We start from the raw sequence: 17612 nt of genomic DNA, 5'->3' as shown, positions 1-17612 counted from the left end.
AGAAGCTACGCGTCGCGCGAACTGCCGCACAAGCCGTGCTGCGCCCAAAAAAGAGCGCCCATTATACGCGCGCTGCTCGGGTAACTTCGCGTAGTGGCAGGCGATTAATTGTGCGTTTTCGCGTACCTGTACCCCGGAAAACGCGCGGCGCCCGCCGCATCAACGCCATGCGTCGACGATGATCCGCTTCAGAATGTGCAGCTTGCGATGCAGGAAATGCTCGGCGCCCGGAATCACGACGACCGGCAATTCCTGCGGCCGCGCCCAGTCGTAAACCGATTGAATGGGAACGGTATCGTCGGTTTCGCCGTGAATCAGCAGCGTGTTTTCCGGCACCGGCGCGACTTCCCAGCGGCTCGCCGCGGTGCCCACGAACACCATGCGCTCGATGGCCTGGCCTTCGTCGCGCAGCTTCGCGGCCACGTGCGACAGCACGAACGTGCCGAACGAGAAACCCGCCAGCACGAGCGGCAGTTCTTCGTGCCCCGGCTGCGCGCGCATGTGATCGAGCACGGCGCGCAGATCGTCGCGCTCGCCGATGCCGGCGTCGTGTTCACCTTGCGTTTGCCCGACGCCGCGAAAATTCGAGCGATACGTCACGTAGTTCAACTGGACGAGCGTGCGCGCGAGCGTCTGCGCGACCTTGTTGTCCATCGTTCCGCCGAAGAGCGGATGCGGATGCGCGACGAGCGCAATGCCGCGCGGCGCGGCGCCGTTTTCGCGCGCTTCGTCGGGCAGGTCCAGCGCGACCTCGATCTTGCCGACCGGGCCGTCGATCAGATATTTCTTGGTGTGTACGTTCATGGCGGCGCTTATTGATCGATCTTCAGACGCTCTACGATTTTGCCGTTCGCGAGATGGGAGTCCACGATTTCGTCGATGTCGCTTTCATCCACGTACGTGTACCAGACGCCCTCCGGATAGACCACGAGCGTCGGACCCAGCTCGCATCGGTCGAGACAGCCGGCCTTGTTGATGCGCACCTGGCCGGGCCCCGCGAGGCCGAGTTTCTTGACGCGCTTTTTTGCGTGCTCCTGCATGGCCTGCGCGTTGCAATTCGCGCAACTCGGCCGCTCCGCGCCCGGCTCGCGCTGATTCAGGCAAAAGAAGACGTGATACTTGTAGAAGGAATCCATGATGTACGCAGAGGGAGACTGTCGGAAGGGCAATAGTGCAGCAGAACGCGGTTCGGCGCAGCGGCGCGAGGTTTTGTTCGCTGATCGTAGCGGCGGGCAATTGCTGTTGGGGTGCGGACGACCGAGCCGAGAGCCTCTTGCCGACCGCCCGTAGCAAACAATTATAGCGAGCGGGCAAGCCCCACCCCGCCACACGCATCCCGCCCCCGCCCTCAAGCGCGCCGCGTGCGCCGCCCCAACCACACGCGTTCGACGACAAACGCAAGCCACACCAGCGCCGCATACGGCCAGACCCACGCGAGCCAGCGCGCAAGGCCGTTGAAGTGCAGATACCGTCCTTGCCGCCAGTCGGCCAGCACGACGTCGAAATAAGGATTCACCGGCAGCAGATTGACGAACACCAGCGTCACGACGAGCGCACTGGCGGCCAGCCCCGCCCGCGCGCTGCGCGTCAGACGCAGCGCGGCAAGCCCGAGCAGCGCGCCGCAGCCGAGCCCCGCGAGCGCGCCGGGCGTCGCCCAATCGAACGCGAGGCCGGATTGCGATTGCAGAAACGTCGCGCCCGCCTTCACGCCCAAAGCCACGACGATGAACAGCAGCAGCAGCCGCACGCGCGGCGCATGCCGGCGCACCGTTAGCGACGCGAGCGCCAGCGCGGCGAACAGATTGAGCGTCGTGATGAGCGCTTCCCAGCCGTCGTCCGGCAACCACGCGGCGACCCACGCCGGCCATGTGCCGACGTGCCAGCCGGCCGGCGCCCATGCGAAGAGCGCGTCCTGCGTCGTCGAATCGAACCGTGTCCACAACGCACGCGGCCAGTTGCCGAGTCCGAACAGACGCGGCGACGGATACATCGTCGCAAACGGCCATGCCGTTACGAGACACGCGAGCGCCGCGCTGTCGCGCTCGAACCACATGAGCCGCAAACGCCGCAGCAAGCCGCGGTCGAGCAGCGCGCCGGTGGCGGGCGACATGATCGCCGCGCCGAGCAGCGCGCCGAGCGCGTTGGCCGCGAGATCGAGGTTGGAAGCGACGCGCGTCGGCAGATAGGTTTGCACGGCTTCCATCACGCCCGACAGCAGTCCGCCCAGCACGAATGCCAACGCAACCGCGAGCGGTCCGCGCCAGCGCGGATAAAGCGCGAGCACCATCAGCGCGCCGAACGGCATATAGCCGAGCACATTCGTGACGACGTCGAACGCGGTGAGGTACTGCGGCATCGGGTCCGACAGGTACGCCAACGGACCGAGGCCGAGCGAACGCCAGCCCGAAAACGGATACCACGAACCGTAGACGATCAGCGCGGTGTACAGCACCAACGCTTGCCGCGAAAGCACCGACGGGCGGCGCAGCCAGGATCGTTCGCTCATGCAGCGCTCCGTTGCGTGCGCTGCGCGGGCGTCATTGGGCGGCGACCAGCGCCTGGACGCCGAGCCACGCGCCGATTTGCGCGACGAGGTCGTCGCTGGCGGCGGCGAGCGCCTGCGCGCCGCCGGCGGCGTCGGCGGAACGGGACGGCGCACGCGAAATGAAAGTGCGCTGGCCGATCACCTTGCCGTTCTGCGTCAGCGTGGCGCGCGCGGTCACCGCCGCATGGCTTTGCGCCTGGCTGTCGAAAACCTGCTCGAACTCGTTCAGATCGACTTTCAGCACCGGCGCGGGGACACCGTCCGCGCCCGTCAGCACCGTGCCGCGCGAGCTGAGCGCGCCGCGCAGACGCTGCGTGAGCAGCTCGGATGGCGGCATCGTCCAATGGCTGTTCGCGTACGCGGCGACCTGCTGCGAGTCCGCATAGCCGATCCGGTACACGAGCTTGTCGGAGCGCAGCACTTCGGGCGCGCTCACGTCGAGCACTTTCACGGCCGGCTGCGTTCCCGCCGACGATGCCGGCTTCGGCGGACCGAAGTCATAACGGATGTCCGACAGCGCCGCCGGCGTGCTCGTGCAGCCCGCGGCCAGCAGACCGACGGCGACGAGCGCCGCGCACGCCGCACCCGCACGCGTGACGCGCGAGGACAACAACCGGTGAATGGAGCGTGACATGACAATCTTCCTTTCTTCAAACCTTCAGATTCATTTCCCGGCGCTCGTGGCGGGCCACGTAAAGCCGGCCTCGCCGGGCCCAGGCGCCGCAGTCGGTGCGCCGAAGAACACGCTGCGCGGACTGGTGCTGAACGTATCGGCGGCCCGGTCGACCGAGCGCGCCGCCGAGCGCACGTCCTCGGCGAGCGAATTGACGCGCGGCAGCGTGTCGTAACCGACTCGCGCCGACAGTTCCTGCAACGAGCCGTTCATCTGCGTCAGCGCGTCGCCCGCCTGCTGTGCGGCGGTGCCTACCTTGTTCAGGTTCATCTCGAACGGACCATCGGGGCGGTTCAAGCTCGTGATCAACTGGTTGGTCGAGACGAGCGTCCTGTCCAGCTTGTCGATGGTCGCGGGCAACTTGCCGGCCGCCGGCGCCATCTGCTGCGTGAGCGTGGCGACGCCGTCCGCGGCTTTCTGGATGCTGGCCGCCGTGCCGTGCAACTGGTCGACCATTTCCTGCGACAACAGATTGTCGACGTCGTCCGTGACTTTTTCGAGCTTCTTCAGCAGCACGTCGCCGCGTTGCTGCAACTGATCGAGCAAGCCCGGACGCATCGGCAACTGCGCAACCTGTTTCGACGACGAAGCGAGCGGCGACGGATCGCGCCCGGTATCGTCGAGCTGAATGAACGCAATGCCGGTCACGCCCTGAAAGCCGAGACTGCCGAACGTGGAATGCGTGATCGGCGCATGCGTGTCGACGAGAATGCGGATCACAATCTGCCCAGGATGAGCGCGGTCGAACTTGATGGACTGCACCTTGCCGACGTCGAGCCCGCGATAGCGCACGGCGGCGTCGGTAAACAGGCCCGTTACGTTGGTGCGCGCAATCAGATCGTACGGCACGCGCACCGCGCGGTCGACATTGAACAAAAATGTCGCCGTCGCAATCGCGCCGAGCAGCACGATCGTGAAGAGCCCAGCCCAGAACGCATGTGATTTGTTTTCCATTACCAGGTTCCCTGATTTACAGCGGCAATTTCACAGCGGCAATTCCGACGACGCCGGCTCGAGCGCCGCGCGCGGCAGCTTCGCGCGGCGCTCGGGCGGCAGCGCCTGCAACGCGCGGCGTCCGCGCAAGCCCAGAAAATATTCGCGGATAAACGGATGATCGACGCCCGCCGCTTCTTCAACGGGCGCGGCGACCAGCACCTTGCGGTCCGCGAGCACCGCGACGCGCGTGGACAGCGCGACCATCGTATCGAGGTCGTGCGTGACCATCACGACCGTCAGGCCGAGCGCGCGATGCAGCGCCGAGATCAGTTCGACGAACTCCTCGGACGCCTGAGGATCGAGGCCGGCCGTCGGTTCGTCGAGAAACAGCAGCTCCGGTTCGAGCGCGATGGCGCGCGCAATGCCGACGCGCTTGATCATGCCGCCCGACAGCGCCGACGGCATTTTCGACGCGTGCTTGCACGGCAGGCCGACCATCTCCAGCTTCAGCATCACGATGTCGCGCAGCAGGTCTTCGGGCACCTTGCCGAGTTCGCGCACCGGCTGCGCGACGTTGTCGAACACCGACAGCGACGAGAACAGCGCGCCTCGCTGAAACAGCATGCCGGAGCGGCTGCGCATCAGCAGCGCGGTTTCGGGCGAAATCGTCGCAAGGTCCTCGCCGAACAGCTTGATGGTTCCCGACGACGGCCGCTCCAGGCCGAGAATCTGCCGCACGAGCGTGGTCTTGCCCGATCCCGAACCGCCGACAATCGACAGGATTTCGCCGCGCCGCACGTCGAGATTCAGATGCTGATGCACGATGTTGCGGCCATAGCGCTTGGTGACGTCGATCACCTCGATCACCGGCTCGGCGATCGAAGGCATCGGCTGGCCGCGCACGGCCTGAGTGAGCGGCGCGATCATCCGAGCCCCACGTTCTGGAACAGGATGGCGAACACGGCGTCCGCGAGAATCACGATCGTGATCGACGTCACCACCGATGTCGTCGTGCCTTCGCCGAGGCTCTGCGAATTCGCCTTGATACGGAAGCCGAAATGACAGCCGGCAATCGCGATCAGCATGCCGAACGCGACGCCCTTGCCGAGCCCGATCCACAGATTCGCCACCGGCACGACGCCCGGCAACGCGCGCGCGAAGTAGCTCATGTCGATGCCGAGCACGATCTTCGCGGCGACTGCGCCGCCCGTCAGCGCGATGATGTCGGTCCACATCACGAGCAGCGGCATCGCCACGCCGAGCGCGATCACGCGCGGCAGAATCAGCCGCAAGCCGTGTGGAATGCCCATCACGCGCATCGCGTCGAGTTCCTCGGTCACGCGCATCACGCCGATCTGCGCGGTGATCGCCGAGCCCGAGCGGCCGGCCACCAGAATCGCCGACAGCACGGGGCCGAGTTCGCGAATCACCGAAAGCCCGAGAATATTGACGATGTACTGATTCGCGCCGAAGAGCCGCAGTTGCTGCGCCGACAGATAGCTCAACACGATGCCGATCAGGAACGCGACCAGCGCGGTGATCGGCAGCGCCTTCGTGCCGGCGTTGTAGATGTTCGCGGAGATTTCCGTCCACGGCGTGATGGCCGGCTTGCGAGCGATGGCGAGCAGATCGAGCACGACGCGCCCGAGCATCGCGACGCCGCCGTACAGATGCTCGAAGAACGAGAAAATCGCGAGTCCGAGCCGCGTAAACGGATCGAATCTGACGACCGGTTCAGCCGTCTCGCGAACCGTGTCGAGCAACGCGATGCGCTCGAAGATGTCGCGCTGCGTGTCGGTCAGCTCGGTGTCGGGCGGCATTCTGTGGCCCCACACGCGCCACAGCGCCTGGCCGCCCACATGGTCCATCCGGTCGATACGCGACAGGTCCCACTGGCCGATGCCTTCGGCGCCCTCCAGCGAGCGCAGTTGCGGGATCACGTGTCCGGTTGCGCGATCGCGCGCGAGCGCGAGCGCCGTCCACTGGCCCGAGAGCCGGACGATCTTGCCTTGGCTGCCGGCCGCGACTTCGAGGCCGGGCGGAGTGTCGTAGTTCAAGGATCGCTGCAATCTGGTTATCGGATTAGCGGCCATTGTAGCGAAGGCGCAGCGGAACGACCGTGCGGGCGGCCTCGCGCGGTTCGCTGTCGTTACAATATGGGACATGAACGCTTCCCGCACTCCGCCCCAAGGTCCAGCCGCTGCCGCGAACGCAGCTGACTGGCGCATCGACCGTGAACGCGCCGTCGCGCTTTTCGGCGCGCATGCGCATGACTGGCCAATCGAAATCGTCGAGGAAACCGGCTCGACCAATGCCGACCTCATGTCGCGCGTAAAGGCGCTGCCGCGCAAAGCGGGCGCGCTGCCGCGGCCGATCGTGCGGGTCGCTTATCTGCAGACCGCCGGGCGCGGCCGGCGCGGCCGTCCGTGGTACGCGGAGCCGGGCAATGCGCTGCTGTTTTCGGTGGCCTGTGTGCTGCCGCGTCCGCTCGAAGGGCTTGCGGGATTGAGCCTCGCGGTGGGTGTTGCGCTCGTCGACGGATTGCGTTCGTTGCCGGTCGCGGGCCCCGGCCAGATCGCACTGAAGTGGCCGAACGACGTACTGCTCGAAGGCGACAAGCTCGCGGGCATTCTGATCGAAACCGCGTGGAGCACGGAGCACGCGAGCGCGGTCGTGATCGGCATCGGCACGAACGTGAAGGGCGCCGACGAACTCGCCGCGAAGATCGGCGCGCTGAACGCCGACGCGCCGCCGCAGGCGCGCGGCACGGCGCCGACCGCGTTGCAGCGCGCGCTGCCGAACGCCAATCTCACCGATACGCTCGCCGCCGAACTCAATGCGCTCGAGCCCGCGTTGCAGCGCTTCGGCGCGGAAGGTTTCGCGCCCTTCCAGGCGCGCTGGAACGCGGTGCACGCGTACGCGGGCCGCGAGGTCGTGCTACTCGAGCAAGGCCAGGAAGTCACGCGCGGCGTGGCTGCGGGCGTCGATGAACGCGGTCAGTTGCTGCTCGATACGGCTGCCGGACGGCAAAGCATCGCGACCGGCGACGTGTCGCTGCGTCTCGCCGACGGTGCCGCATGACGCGCGGCGCGCCTCATCTTTTGATCGACGCGGGCAATAGCCGCGTCAAATGGGCGTTGGTGGCGGCGGACGGTGCGCAGATTGCGGCCGGGGCGCTTGCGCATGGGGATGGCGATTCGCCGGAGTGGTCAAAGCTGCCCGCGCCGGGCGGCGCGTGGTTATCGAATGTCGCCGGCGATGCGGTCGCGGCGCGCATCGCCGAACTCGTTCACACGCAGTGGCCGGGCTTGCCGCTCACCACGATCCGCGCACGCGAACGCCAATGCGGCGTGACCAACAGCTACACGACGCCGCATGCGCTCGGCAGCGACCGCTGGGCCGGCATGATAGGCGCGCATGCGGCGTTTCCCGGCGAGCATCTGCTGATCGCGACGTTCGGCACCGCGACCACGCTCGAGGCGTTGCGCGCGGACGGCTGCTTCGTCGGCGGACTGATTGCGCCGGGCTGGAGCTTGATGATGCGCTCGCTCGGCGAGCACACGGCGCAATTGCCGACGCTCGACGCGGACGCCGCGCGCGGCCTTCTCGACGACGACGCTCGCGGCACGCGGGACGCGGCCCGTCGCGGGCCGTCCTTTGCGACAGACACGCCGCGTTCGCTCTCTGCCGGTTGCACGCTCGCGCAAGCGGGTCTCGTCGAACGGATGTGGCGCGACTTGCAGGATGAATGGCAGGTGCCGGTGCGCCTTGTGATCGGCGGCGGCGCGGCGGACGAAGTGGCGAGCGCGTTGAAAGTGCCGCATACTCGCCACGATTCGCTGGTCTTGTTCGGGCTCGCATTGATCGCTTCGGAGCGCGCTTCGGATCACGGCGCTTGAAGCACGGTCGAATATCATCGGCACGGCTCGACGTCGTGGTCCAGCGGCGATACCGGCGGCTAAACTGACTCAGCTTATAGATGGGAAAATAAAACGATGCTGCGCTGGCTGATTGCCATTCTGTTTCTAGCCAACCTTCTGGCATTCGTCGCGGTGCGCGGCGTATTCGGTCCGACGCCCACCGCGAGCGGACGCGAACCCAATCATCTGAGCCGGGAAGTGCATCCCGATGGGCTGAAGGTGCGCCCGATCACTGCCGCCGAGGCGGGCGACCAGGCGGTAGTCGGCGCGCCGGCCCCGGCTGCGCCGATCGCGGCGTCAGCGTTACCGCAATAAAGCACGGTGAAACCGCGCGCCACATTCAACCCTGCGTGCGAACCTTGTTGAGCAGCGCCGTAGTCGAGCGATCGTGCTCGAACGGAATCGCCAACGCCTTACCGCCCCAGCCGCGCACGATGGCCGATTCCGGCAACGCATCCATGTCGTAATCGCCGCCCTTCACGAGCACGTCCGGGCGCACCGCCGAGATCAGATCGACCGGCGTCTTTTCCGTGAAGCAAACGACGTAATCGACGCTTTCCAGCGCCGCGAGCAACGCCATGCGGTCGGCTTCGTTGTTGATCGGACGGTCGTCGCCCTTGCCGAGCATGCGCACCGACGCGTCGCTATTCACGCCGACAATCAGGCAAGCGCCCTGGGCTTTGGCATCGGCGAGATAGGTCACATGCCCGCGATGCAGGATGTCGAACACGCCGTTCGTAAAGACGACCGGCGACTTCAGTGAAGGGCGCAATGCGACGAGTGCGTCGCGCGTGAGAATCTTGCGTTCGAAAATGGCAGCCATGAGGATGTGGAAGAGACAGAAGGAGCGCCGTCACGATACACCGCGAGCCGTATCGAGAACGCAAAACCGATCAAAAAGGACCTGACGAAGCCGCGCAGATAGAGCCGATCGAATTGGGTTATAAAACGCAACGGCCCGGCAAGCTTTTAGCTGCCGGGCCGTCTTTTTTACGAATCAGAAGCGTCGAACCGGAACTTACGAGCGCTCGGCCATTAAGCCGGCTGTTCCGCCGATTTCTGGTCGGCCTGCAGGCGCGCCACCACTTCCTTGCGATAGCGGTTCAGTTCCTGCGCGGTGTTGAACGTGCGTTCGAACAGCAGCGACAGATTGTGCAAAATGCGCTCGACGACCTTCTTTTCCCAACCGTCGTCGAAACGGATCTGCTCGTCGAGCCAGCGCTCGAGCCATTCGGGGTCGGGCAGACGCGACTGGATCGTGTCGCGCGGGAACAGCGCCTGATTGACGTGCAGATTCGTGGGATGCAGCGGCTTTTCGGTGCGGCGCGCCGACGCCATCAGGACGCCGATCTTCGCAAACGCAGCGCGCGCGATGTCGCCGGTTTGCACCATCGCCTTCTTCATGTAGCGCAGGTAGGCGCCGCCATGCCGCGCTTCGTCGCGCGAAATGGTTTCGTAGATGTGCTTGATGACCGGCTCGGTGTGCCATTCGGCCGCACGGCGATACCAGTGATTCAGGCGGATTTCGCCGCAGAAGTGCAGCATCAGCGTTTCGAGCGGCGGCGCCGGATCGAATTCGAAGCGCACGGCGTGCAGTTCTTCTTCGGTGGGGCACATTTCGGGCTTGAAGCGGCGCAGGTATTCCATCAGCACCAGCGAATGCTTTTGCTCTTCGAAGAACCACACGCTCATGAACGCGGAAAAATCGCTGTCGTGATGGTTGTCACGCAAGAACATTTCCGTGGCGGGCAGCGCCGACCATTCGGTGATCGCGTTCATCTTGATCGTCGCGGCCTGCTCGTCGGTCAATAGCGATGCATCGAACTTGTCCCAGGGAATGTCTTTCTCCATGTCCCATCGAACGGATTCGAGCGATTTATAAAGTTCCGGATAAAGCATGGTGTTCATAGTCCCACCCCTGTTCTGCACATACTGTGTGTGTCTGTCACTACTACGTGTAGCACTCTTGCTGACGACGAACCTGGTGCACCGGGCGTTGTGCCCGAATGCCGCGTCGTTCGCCGGCCAAGCCTTCAATTTTACGCGGTAACCGGCCGCCTGGATGCACGGGCAGCGAAGAAGTCCGGGCGCTTGCGCGAAGAGCGGCTAACGCAAAATTTGCATGCTCAACGTTACGCGCTGCGCGGCCAACCGTGGGTGAGGGATACCCTATGCCTGAGGTCGAGCCAGTCTGCGATGAAAACCGCACCGTCCAGCCCTGCGCCGGTCGTGCCGGCGGCGAATGGAGCAAGGGCGGCTGGATTGGTTGTTTTTCAGCGCACGCCCAAAAGCCAAACAAATACCTTCCAATGATAGCACGCTGATTTGCCCAAACCCGCGCGGGGACAGACGCAATTCCGGTGCCCGCTTGACGTGTCTCAATGAGGCGCGCAATCGGCGGAGTGTGACGGGCGGTCGGGGACAAAAGCGTGACAGTCGGCGATTTCCGTTGTTGTTTGCAGCCGACAGTCGATGCGCGCCGCCGTCCGGCGCGCGTGCTTACAGTGACTTTTTCGGCGCTTTCGACGCGTTGCTGCCGGTGCCGGCGGCGGTGCGCTTCGTCGCGGTCGGCGCTCGCTTCGCCGCGGGACGCTTGGCGGCAGACTCAGCGCTGCCGCTCGATCCACCGGACGCCGCGGCTGCCGCTGCAACGTCCGCCGGCGATGGACGCGGCACATCCGTCGCGCCGCCTACCGCTTCGCTCGCCTCGTCCAGGTGGTCTTCGGTCGAGTCCGCCTGCGCGCCGCCGCTCGTGGCACCGCCGGCAGCACCCGCTGCGCCGACCGCTGGCTGCGTCATCGCGAACTGGGCGATCTGATTGAATTGCGATTGCAGCAGATTCCACCATGCCGATGCATCGAAGCTCGGCGTGGCGGGCTCGGCTTGCTCATCGCTCGCAGATTCAGCGGCGCTCGCGCTTTCCGCGGAACTGGAAGCCGAAGCCGACGCTGGCGAATTCGGCCAGCCGCTCGCCGCCGACGGGCTCGGCGCGGGCGCCGGCGACTTCGCCTCGGCCGCCGCCGCAGGCTGCGCCATCGACTGTTGCGCGAACGCGCCGAACGCACGCAGCGTCGCAAGCGTCGCGCGCTGCACCTCGAGCGCCTGAATCGCGGACTGCAGCATGCTCAGGTTCAGCTTGAGCCACTGCTCGACGGCGCGCATGTCGGTGATGCGCTTGTCGAGTTCCTCGACATTGGTGAGCGGCGCCATCATGTCGGACATCATCGACAGCGATGGTCCGAGGCCCGCGCCCGGCTGCGCGCCCGAAAACGCGGAGCCGAACGGCGACAGGCGCATCATGCCCCACATGCTCTCGAGCATGTCGGCGGGCGGAAAACCAGGGAAGCCAGGAAACGGCGGCGTTGAGCCAGGTGTGTCGGTCATGCTTGTCGCCTCGGTGCATTAACTGAAAAAGCACGGAACAAAGAGCGCACAAACGCGCTGAGTACCGCGCACACGCATCTGAATCCGATCATACCGCGCGCGGCGTTGCCTGATCGCACCGTGGCTGTCGCCGTTTTCGCGACGCGCTGATGCCGCCAGATCGGGCCGCGGCTCACAGCGTACTCACCATGCGCAGGCTCTACCCCATCACGCCACGGCTCTCATGGTGAGCATCACGCGCACGAGCCGAGCCGTCAGAACGAGCCGCCGCCCTCACCGCCCTCACCGCTCGCGCCACGGATCGGCGCCGCCGAAATCCGGCGCGCGCCGCTCGCGCAACGAGTTCACGCCTTCGCGCACGTCGGGCCCCGCGAAGCCCATGAATTCCAGTGCGAGCGACGTATCGAACGCCGGGCCGGCCGAGCGCAGCCAGTTGTTCAACGCATACTTGGTCCAGCGGATCGCCGTTTGCGAGCCGTGCGCGAGCTTTTGCGCGACCTCGAACGCTTTGGGCAGCAGATCGTTTTCGTCGACGGCAAGCGAGACGAGGCCGATACGCTCCGCCTCCGCGCCGCTCACCGGCTCGCACAGCATCAGGTAGTACTTGGCCTTCGCCATGCCGCACAGAAGCGGCCAGACGATGGCCGCATGATCGCCGGCAGCGACACCGAGCCGCGTGTGCCCGTCGATGATGCGCGCCGTTTTCGACGCGATCGAAATATCCGCGAGCAACCCGGCGACAAGTCCCGCACCGACCGCCGGACCATGCATCGCCGAGACAATCGGTTTGCTGCAGTTGATCACGTTATAGACGAGGTCGCGAGCCTCGCGCCACACGCGTGCGCGCACATCGAAATCGGTCGCCATGTCTTCGACGAGTTGCAGATCGCCGCCCGCCGAAAAGCCCTTGCCCTCGCCGCGAATAATCGCAACGCGCGTGTCCGGGTCGCGGTCGATGTCGCGCCAGATTTCCGCAAGCTCGTAATGCATGCGCGCGTCCGCGGTGGCCAGCGCGCTTTTGTTCGCGCCCTCGCCGCTCATCACCACTTCAAGTACGCCGTGCTGATGGCGACGCAGTCGAAGCGACCGGTAGTGTGCGTAAAACGCGTCGTTGCTGTGAGCTTGCTCTGACATGGCGATCGATCCGTGTGTCGGTAAAGGCGCGCGTGGCGCGCGTCGTGAGTCGATTTAACGCTAACGCGGCTGATAAACCCACTTGCCGTTTCTGATCTCGACCATCACGCGTGCGCGTTGATCGAGACCGAGGTGGTCCGTGGGGCTCATGTTGACGACGCCGTTGGTGTCCGCGAGACCGTGCGTGGTTTCGAGCGCGTCGCGCAACGCGCGGCGGAATTCCGGCGTGCCCGGCGAGGCCGCCTTCAATGCGATCGGCACGGCATGATTGAGCAGCATGCCCGCGTCCCAGGTGTAGGAGCCGAACGCCGACACCGTGCCTGCGCCACGCAGCGCCTCGAAACGCGCGATGTAATCGAGTGCAAGACGCTTCGCCGGATGATCCGCCGGCAATTGCGCCGCCACCAGCACCGGGCTCGCAGGCAGGAACGTGCCGTTGCAATCGGCGCCGCACACGCGCAGGAAGTCGTTGTTGCCCACGCCGTGATTGTGATAGATCAGCCCTTTGTAGCCGCGCTCGCGCAGCGTCTTCGGCGGCAGTGCGGCGGGTGTGCCGGCCGCGCCGACCACGACGGCATCGGGATGCGTCGCGAGGATTTTCAGCACCTGGCCGGTCACGCTCGGGTCGGTGCGGTTAAAGCGCTCGCTCGCCACCATCTGCATGTGATGCAGTTGCGCGAACTTCGCGACTTCGTTGTAAAAAGTCTCGCCGAGCGCGTCCGCCTGGCCGATGAACGCGACCGTTTTAACGCCGCGCGTGCTCGCGTGCTCGGCAATCGCCGAGGCCATCATCGCGTCCGTTTGCGGGGTCTTGAATACCCAGTGGCGTTTCGCATCCACGGGCTCGATGATTTTCGCCGACGACGCCAGCGAGATCATCGGCGTCGTTCCGTCGGCGACCACGTCGATCATCGCGAGCGAATTCGGCGTGATCGAAGAACCGATAATCGCGTCGACGTGATTTTCGGAGATCAGCTTCTTCGTGTCCTGCACGGCCTGCGTGGTGTCAGAGGCATCGTCGAGCACGATGTATTCGACGCTCTGCCCGCCGATCTGTTTAGGCAGCAAGCTCGCCGTGTCGCGCGCGGGAATGCCGAGCGACGCGGCCGGTCCTGTCAGCGACAGCACGAGCCCGATCTTGACCTGAGCAAGCGCGACGGCAGGCGACAGTGCGGCAAGCGTCGCGAACAGTATCGCCGGGCGACGCACAAGAGGCATCAAGCGCAGAAACCAGGCAAACCGCTTCTCCCGTCGCGCAACCTGCTGCTCGAACCGCTCCCCGAACACGCGCCCTATGCCCGCGCGCGCAGGCTGCCTGCAAGCGCCCGCCATCCCCGCTTCCAACGATCCAGCTCGCCGCATGGTGTCTCCTCACATGAGTTTTTGTTCTGCTTCGTTCTAATCATCCGCCGATGCCGCCGCGCCAGTCAGTGTAGCGGCGCGCGATGGCAGCGGCATCGGGCGAAACCCTTTCGGACCGGCGCGCGTGCCGCGTCAGTCGAGCGGTGCGATGCTCTGCTCGATGGAACCGAAAATCGACTTACCCGCTTCGTCGAACATTTCAATTTTCACCGTGTCGCCGTACTTCATGAACTCGGTCTGCGGCGCGCCGTGCTCGATGGTCTCGAGGCAGCGCTTTTCGGCGATACAACAATAGCCGCGCTTCGCGTCCTTGTTCGACACCGTGCCCGAGCCGACAATTGCGCCCGCGCGCAAATTGCGCGTTTTCGCCGCGTGTGCGATCAGTTGGCCGAAGTGAAACACCATGTCGGTGCCGGCATCCGGCTGGCCGACTTTCTTGCCGTTCCAATGGACGATCATCGGCCGATGCACGCGGCCTTCGCGCCAATGCTCGCCGAGTTCGTCGGGCGTGACCGCAACCGGCGCAAACGACGTGGCCGGCTTGCTCTGGAAAAAGCCGAAGCCCTTCGCGAGTTCGGCGGGAATCAGATTGCGCAGCGAGACGTCGTTGACGAGCGTGATGAGGCGCACGCTTCTGAGCGCCTGGTCGGGCGTGGCGCCCATCGGCACGTCGCTCGTGATGACGGCAACTTCCGCCTCGAAGTCGATGCCGAACGCTTCGGACGCGCACACGACGTCGTCTTTCGGGCCGATGAAATCGTCGCTGCCGCCCTGGTACATCAGCGGATCGGTCCAGAATTCCGGCGGCATTTCCGCGCCGCGCGCGCGCCGCACGAGTTCGACATGATTCACATACGCGGAGCCGTCGGCCCATTGGAACGCGCGCGGCAGCGGCGCCATGCAGTCGCTCGCGTCGAACGAAAACGTGTTGCGCGCGCGGCCCTGATTGAGCGCGTCGTACAGGTCGAGCAATTGCGGCGCGTAGAAGGCCCAGTCGTCGAGCACGCGCTGCAACGTGGGCGCGATCGCGTCGGCAACGGCAGCGGTATGCAGATCGCGGGACACGACAATCAGTTGGCCGTCGCGCGTGCCGTCCTTCAGCGTGGCAAGTTTCATGGAGGAATGAACCGTGTTAGTGACGATAAGGGGAATCTATTCTACGATGGTGAATCGGCGCGGCCCAAGTCCGGTGCGCCCTGGCCGGCAAGACGCGCATTGCATGCGCGCCGCAGCCGGTTCTTCCTACATTGCTTTTGAACGCGCTTAGCGCCTTTTGCTCATGCCGCACACTGCCCGCTCCGGCGCCATTGCTCACGATGCTGACGCCGCAGCCGAACCGCTCGACGCATCGGAAGCGCCCGACACCGACGACGATACCGCCGACGCCGGCGAAGAAAAACTGCGCTCGGGAATCCAGTCGATCGAAGTCGGCTTCAGGCTGCTCGACGTGCTCACTCACGAGCCGCGCGCGATGATGTTGCGCGATCTCGCGCAGCGCGCGGGCATGAGTCCGGCGAAAGCGCACCGCTATCTCGTGAGCTTTTTGCGGCTCGGCGTCGTCGCGCAAGACCCGTTGTCGGGGCGCTATGAACTCGGCGGCTTCGCGTTGCAACTCGGACTCGCGCGGCTTGCGCGCGTCGACGGCGTGAAGCTCGCGCGCATCGCGCTCGCCGAATTGCGCGACCGCCTGGACCTGACGGTCGGCATCGCCGTGTGGGGCAACCAGGGGCCGACCATGGTTCACTGGATGGAGTCGAGTCATCCGGCAAAAGCGTCGCTTAAGCTCGGCGACGTGATGCCGCTCCTCAGTTCCGCGACCGGCTTGCTGTTCGCGGCCTATCTGCCCACAGGCAAAACCGCCGCGATGCTCGAGCGTGAGCTGGCCGACACGCGCCGCTCGTCGCATATCGGCGTGCCGCGCACGCGCGAGGAAGTCGAACGCGCGCTCGCGGAAGTGCGCGAGCATGAAGCGGCGCGCGTCGAAGGCATGCTGCTGCCGACCATCCACGCGTTCTGCATGCCGGTGTTCGACTCGACCGGCGAGCTTGCGCTCGGCCTCGTCGCGCTCGGTCACGAAGGCGCGTTCGACATTAGCTGGGGCGGCGAGATCGACACTGCCCTGCGCGAATGCGCGCGCAAGCTGTCGTACGAGCTGGGGTATAGTCCGACGCCTCGCTAAAGCGCACGCCGCTTTCCGTCCGCTCGCCCATTTTTCCGCCGATGGCCTTCCCTTCCGCCGCACGTTCCGCTGAAGCTACTGTCACGCCGCCCAATGAGCCGCGCGCCCCTTGGCGCATCTGGCGATGGATCGTCGTGCTGCTCGTCGTGGGCGTGCTTCACTGGATCGCCGCGCAATGGGTCGAGCGTCATCGCGCAACGCTGAATCCTTCGGATGACGAACACGTGCCCGTGCAGGTCGCGCTTCTGAAGCCCGAACGTATCGAGCGCAATCCGGCGGCCGTGCCGCCCGCGCCGGCCGCGCGGCCGGCGACGCGCAAGCCCGCCGCGAGCAAGCCGCGAGAACATGTGCTGACAGCAATGCAATCGGCCGAACGGGCGGCAATGCAAGCGGCGCGCGCCGCATCGGACGCCGCGGCGAGCGCGGCCGCCGCAAACGCGATGCCCGCGAGTTCCGCGAGTTCCGCGAGCGGCGCGTCGGCAAATGCATCGGCAAATGCATCGGCAAACGCAACCGCGCCGCAACCAGCTCCCGGCGCAAAGTTCTCTGTCCCGCCGTCCGGCGATCTTCAATACGACACGTTTTACAACGGCGTGCGCAATCAGCCCGGCACCATCCATTGGACGAGCAGCGGCGAGCGCTACGAAATGGTGGTTTCGGTGCCCTTACCTTTTGTCGGCACGTTCGTCTATTCGAGTCACGGCCGTATCGACGCATTCGGTCTCGCGCCGGAGCAATACGTGGAAAAACGCGGCCATCGCGCGGAAGACATTTCAATCTTCAACCGCGCCGACCGGAAAATCGCCTTCACGCGCACGCCGGCCACCTTGCCGCTGCCCGACGGCGCGCAGGACCGCTTCAGCATGGTGATGCAGTTGGCGAGTCTCGTGCGCGGCGACCCCACTGCGTACAAGCCGGGCGTCACGCGGCAGTTCTTCGTGGTGGACAGCGACAGCGGCGAGAACTGGCCGGTCGAGACCATCGGCGATGAAACCATCCGCACCGCGCAGGGCTACCTCGAAACGCGCCATTTCGAACGCCTGCCGCGTCGCGAGGGCGATCAGCGCCGCATCGACGTATGGCTCGCGCCTTCGCTCGGCTGGCTGCCCGCGCGGATCGTGCAGACGGAGCCGAACGGCACGCAGTTCGAGCTGGTGTGGCGCGGCAAGCTGAACGCGGAGAACGGCGCGGGCACCGATTCGCCGGATGGGTCCGCCAATACCTCGCCTTCCGCTGCGCCCGCAGCGGCACCCGAGCCAGCACCGCCCTCACCGGTCGACTCGACCGCTCCCGACGACACTTCCGGCAACATCAAGCCATAACGACATGCCATTCGGCTAAACGCGCAAAGGCAAGCGCCGCACCCGAATGGTGCCTCTGACATTCCGCGAAACTTCCGCCTGGCCGCCGACTCTTCATCATCTGATGCAATCGTTCGGCGGGCCGCTGCGCACAAACGCCAGGCAGCGACATGCAACA

General features: G+C 65.5%; 18 protein-coding genes. 5 read left to right on the top strand and 13 right to left on the bottom strand.

Features of this window, described 5'->3' with window-relative positions; all coding sequences use genetic code 11:
- Window positions 1-159: 159 nt before the first annotated feature.
- From AB6809_RS23535 to AB6809_RS23505, 7 genes are all read right to left on the bottom strand, one after another.
- The gene (locus AB6809_RS23535) at window positions 160-804 is read right to left on the bottom strand and encodes an alpha/beta hydrolase (RefSeq protein ID WP_029969635.1); all 645 of its coding nucleotides are present in this window, start codon (window positions 802-804) and stop codon (window positions 160-162) included.
- An 8-nt stretch (window positions 805-812) separates the two neighbouring features.
- Window positions 813-1136 (bottom strand): ferredoxin, encoded by a 324-nt coding sequence (locus tag AB6809_RS23530; protein WP_006048118.1) that lies wholly within the window; start codon window positions 1134-1136, stop codon window positions 813-815.
- 212 nt (window positions 1137-1348) lie between these two features.
- Window positions 1349-2506 (bottom strand): VanZ family protein, encoded by a 1158-nt coding sequence (locus AB6809_RS23525; RefSeq protein WP_114155741.1) that lies wholly within the window; start codon window positions 2504-2506, stop codon window positions 1349-1351.
- Window positions 2507-2537: 31 nt separating this feature from the next.
- Window positions 2538-3179 carry an ABC-type transport auxiliary lipoprotein family protein gene (locus AB6809_RS23520; RefSeq protein WP_029969633.1) on the bottom strand — a complete coding sequence of 214 codons (642 nt, stop codon included), beginning with the start codon at window positions 3177-3179 and terminating at the stop codon, window positions 2538-2540.
- A gap of 30 nt (window positions 3180-3209) precedes the next feature.
- Complete coding sequence (locus AB6809_RS23515; protein ID WP_371027318.1) at window positions 3210-4172, bottom strand: MlaD family protein; 963 nt, start codon at window positions 4170-4172, stop codon at window positions 3210-3212.
- Window positions 4173-4202: 30 nt separating this feature from the next.
- Window positions 4203-5081 carry an ABC transporter ATP-binding protein gene (locus AB6809_RS23510; RefSeq protein ID WP_006048122.1) on the bottom strand — a complete coding sequence of 293 codons (879 nt, stop codon included), beginning with the start codon at window positions 5079-5081 and terminating at the stop codon, window positions 4203-4205.
- Window positions 5078-6211 carry an ABC transporter permease gene (locus AB6809_RS23505; protein ID WP_029969629.1) on the bottom strand — a complete coding sequence of 378 codons (1134 nt, stop codon included), beginning with the start codon at window positions 6209-6211 and terminating at the stop codon, window positions 5078-5080. The genes AB6809_RS23510 and AB6809_RS23505 overlap by 4 nt, the downstream gene beginning before the upstream one ends.
- Before the next feature lie 106 nt (window positions 6212-6317).
- On the opposite strand from AB6809_RS23505, the gene AB6809_RS23500 reads away from it, so the two are divergent.
- From AB6809_RS23500 to AB6809_RS23490, 3 genes are all read left to right on the top strand, one after another.
- Window positions 6318-7235 (top strand): biotin--[acetyl-CoA-carboxylase] ligase, encoded by a 918-nt coding sequence (locus AB6809_RS23500; RefSeq protein ID WP_006048125.1) that lies wholly within the window; start codon window positions 6318-6320, stop codon window positions 7233-7235.
- On the top strand, window positions 7232-8053 hold the full coding sequence (locus tag AB6809_RS23495; protein ID WP_371027316.1) for a type III pantothenate kinase: 822 nt from the start codon (window positions 7232-7234) through the stop codon (window positions 8051-8053). The genes AB6809_RS23500 and AB6809_RS23495 overlap by 4 nt, the downstream gene beginning before the upstream one ends.
- 96 nt (window positions 8054-8149) lie before the next feature.
- On the top strand, window positions 8150-8389 hold the full coding sequence (locus AB6809_RS23490) for a hypothetical protein (protein ID WP_006048127.1): 240 nt from the start codon (window positions 8150-8152) through the stop codon (window positions 8387-8389).
- Window positions 8390-8414: 25 nt separating this feature from the next.
- On the opposite strand, the gene rfaE2 is transcribed toward AB6809_RS23490, so the two are convergent.
- The 6 genes from rfaE2 to AB6809_RS23460 all read right to left on the bottom strand — a co-directional run bounded on the left by rfaE2 (window position 8415) and on the right by AB6809_RS23460 (window position 15070).
- Entirely contained in the window at window positions 8415-8897 is a 483-nt protein-coding gene (gene rfaE2, locus AB6809_RS23485; protein ID WP_029969621.1) for a D-glycero-beta-D-manno-heptose 1-phosphate adenylyltransferase, read from the bottom strand.
- A 212-nt stretch (window positions 8898-9109) separates the two neighbouring features.
- A complete protein-coding gene (locus AB6809_RS23480; protein WP_006048129.1) occupies window positions 9110-9982 on the bottom strand; it encodes a hypothetical protein in 873 nt (290 codons plus the stop codon).
- Between the two features lie 591 nt (window positions 9983-10573).
- Window positions 10574-11458 (bottom strand): PhaM family polyhydroxyalkanoate granule multifunctional regulatory protein, encoded by an 885-nt coding sequence (locus AB6809_RS23475; RefSeq protein WP_371027315.1) that lies wholly within the window; start codon window positions 11456-11458, stop codon window positions 10574-10576.
- A gap of 282 nt (window positions 11459-11740) precedes the next feature.
- Complete coding sequence (locus AB6809_RS23470) at window positions 11741-12592, bottom strand: enoyl-CoA hydratase/isomerase family protein (protein WP_006048131.1); 852 nt, start codon at window positions 12590-12592, stop codon at window positions 11741-11743.
- A gap of 60 nt (window positions 12593-12652) precedes the next feature.
- Window positions 12653-13954: an ABC transporter substrate-binding protein gene (locus tag AB6809_RS23465; protein ID WP_371027314.1), complete on the bottom strand. Its 1302-nt coding sequence runs from the start codon at window positions 13952-13954 to the stop codon at window positions 12653-12655.
- Window positions 13955-14086: 132 nt separating this feature from the next.
- Window positions 14087-15070, bottom strand: coding sequence for a fumarylacetoacetate hydrolase family protein (locus AB6809_RS23460; RefSeq protein ID WP_107709257.1), 984 nt, complete (start codon window positions 15068-15070; stop codon window positions 14087-14089).
- 163 nt (window positions 15071-15233) lie between these two features.
- Between AB6809_RS23460 and AB6809_RS23455 the strand changes: the two genes are divergently transcribed.
- Together AB6809_RS23455 and AB6809_RS23450 are read left to right on the top strand one after the other, a co-directional pair.
- Window positions 15234-16133 carry an IclR family transcriptional regulator gene (locus AB6809_RS23455; protein ID WP_006048134.1) on the top strand — a complete coding sequence of 300 codons (900 nt, stop codon included), beginning with the start codon at window positions 15234-15236 and terminating at the stop codon, window positions 16131-16133.
- A gap of 41 nt (window positions 16134-16174) precedes the next feature.
- The gene (locus tag AB6809_RS23450; protein ID WP_371027313.1) at window positions 16175-17455 is read left to right on the top strand and encodes a DUF3108 domain-containing protein; all 1281 of its coding nucleotides are present in this window, start codon (window positions 16175-16177) and stop codon (window positions 17453-17455) included.
- Window positions 17456-17612: the final 157 nt, after the last annotated feature.

The organism is Paraburkholderia sp. RCC_158, from assembly GCF_041355255.1.
Lineage (GTDB): Bacteria > Pseudomonadota > Gammaproteobacteria > Burkholderiales > Burkholderiaceae > Paraburkholderia > Paraburkholderia graminis.
Note: the sequence above shows the minus strand (reverse complement) of the source record. Positions and strands in the feature narration are given on the sequence as shown.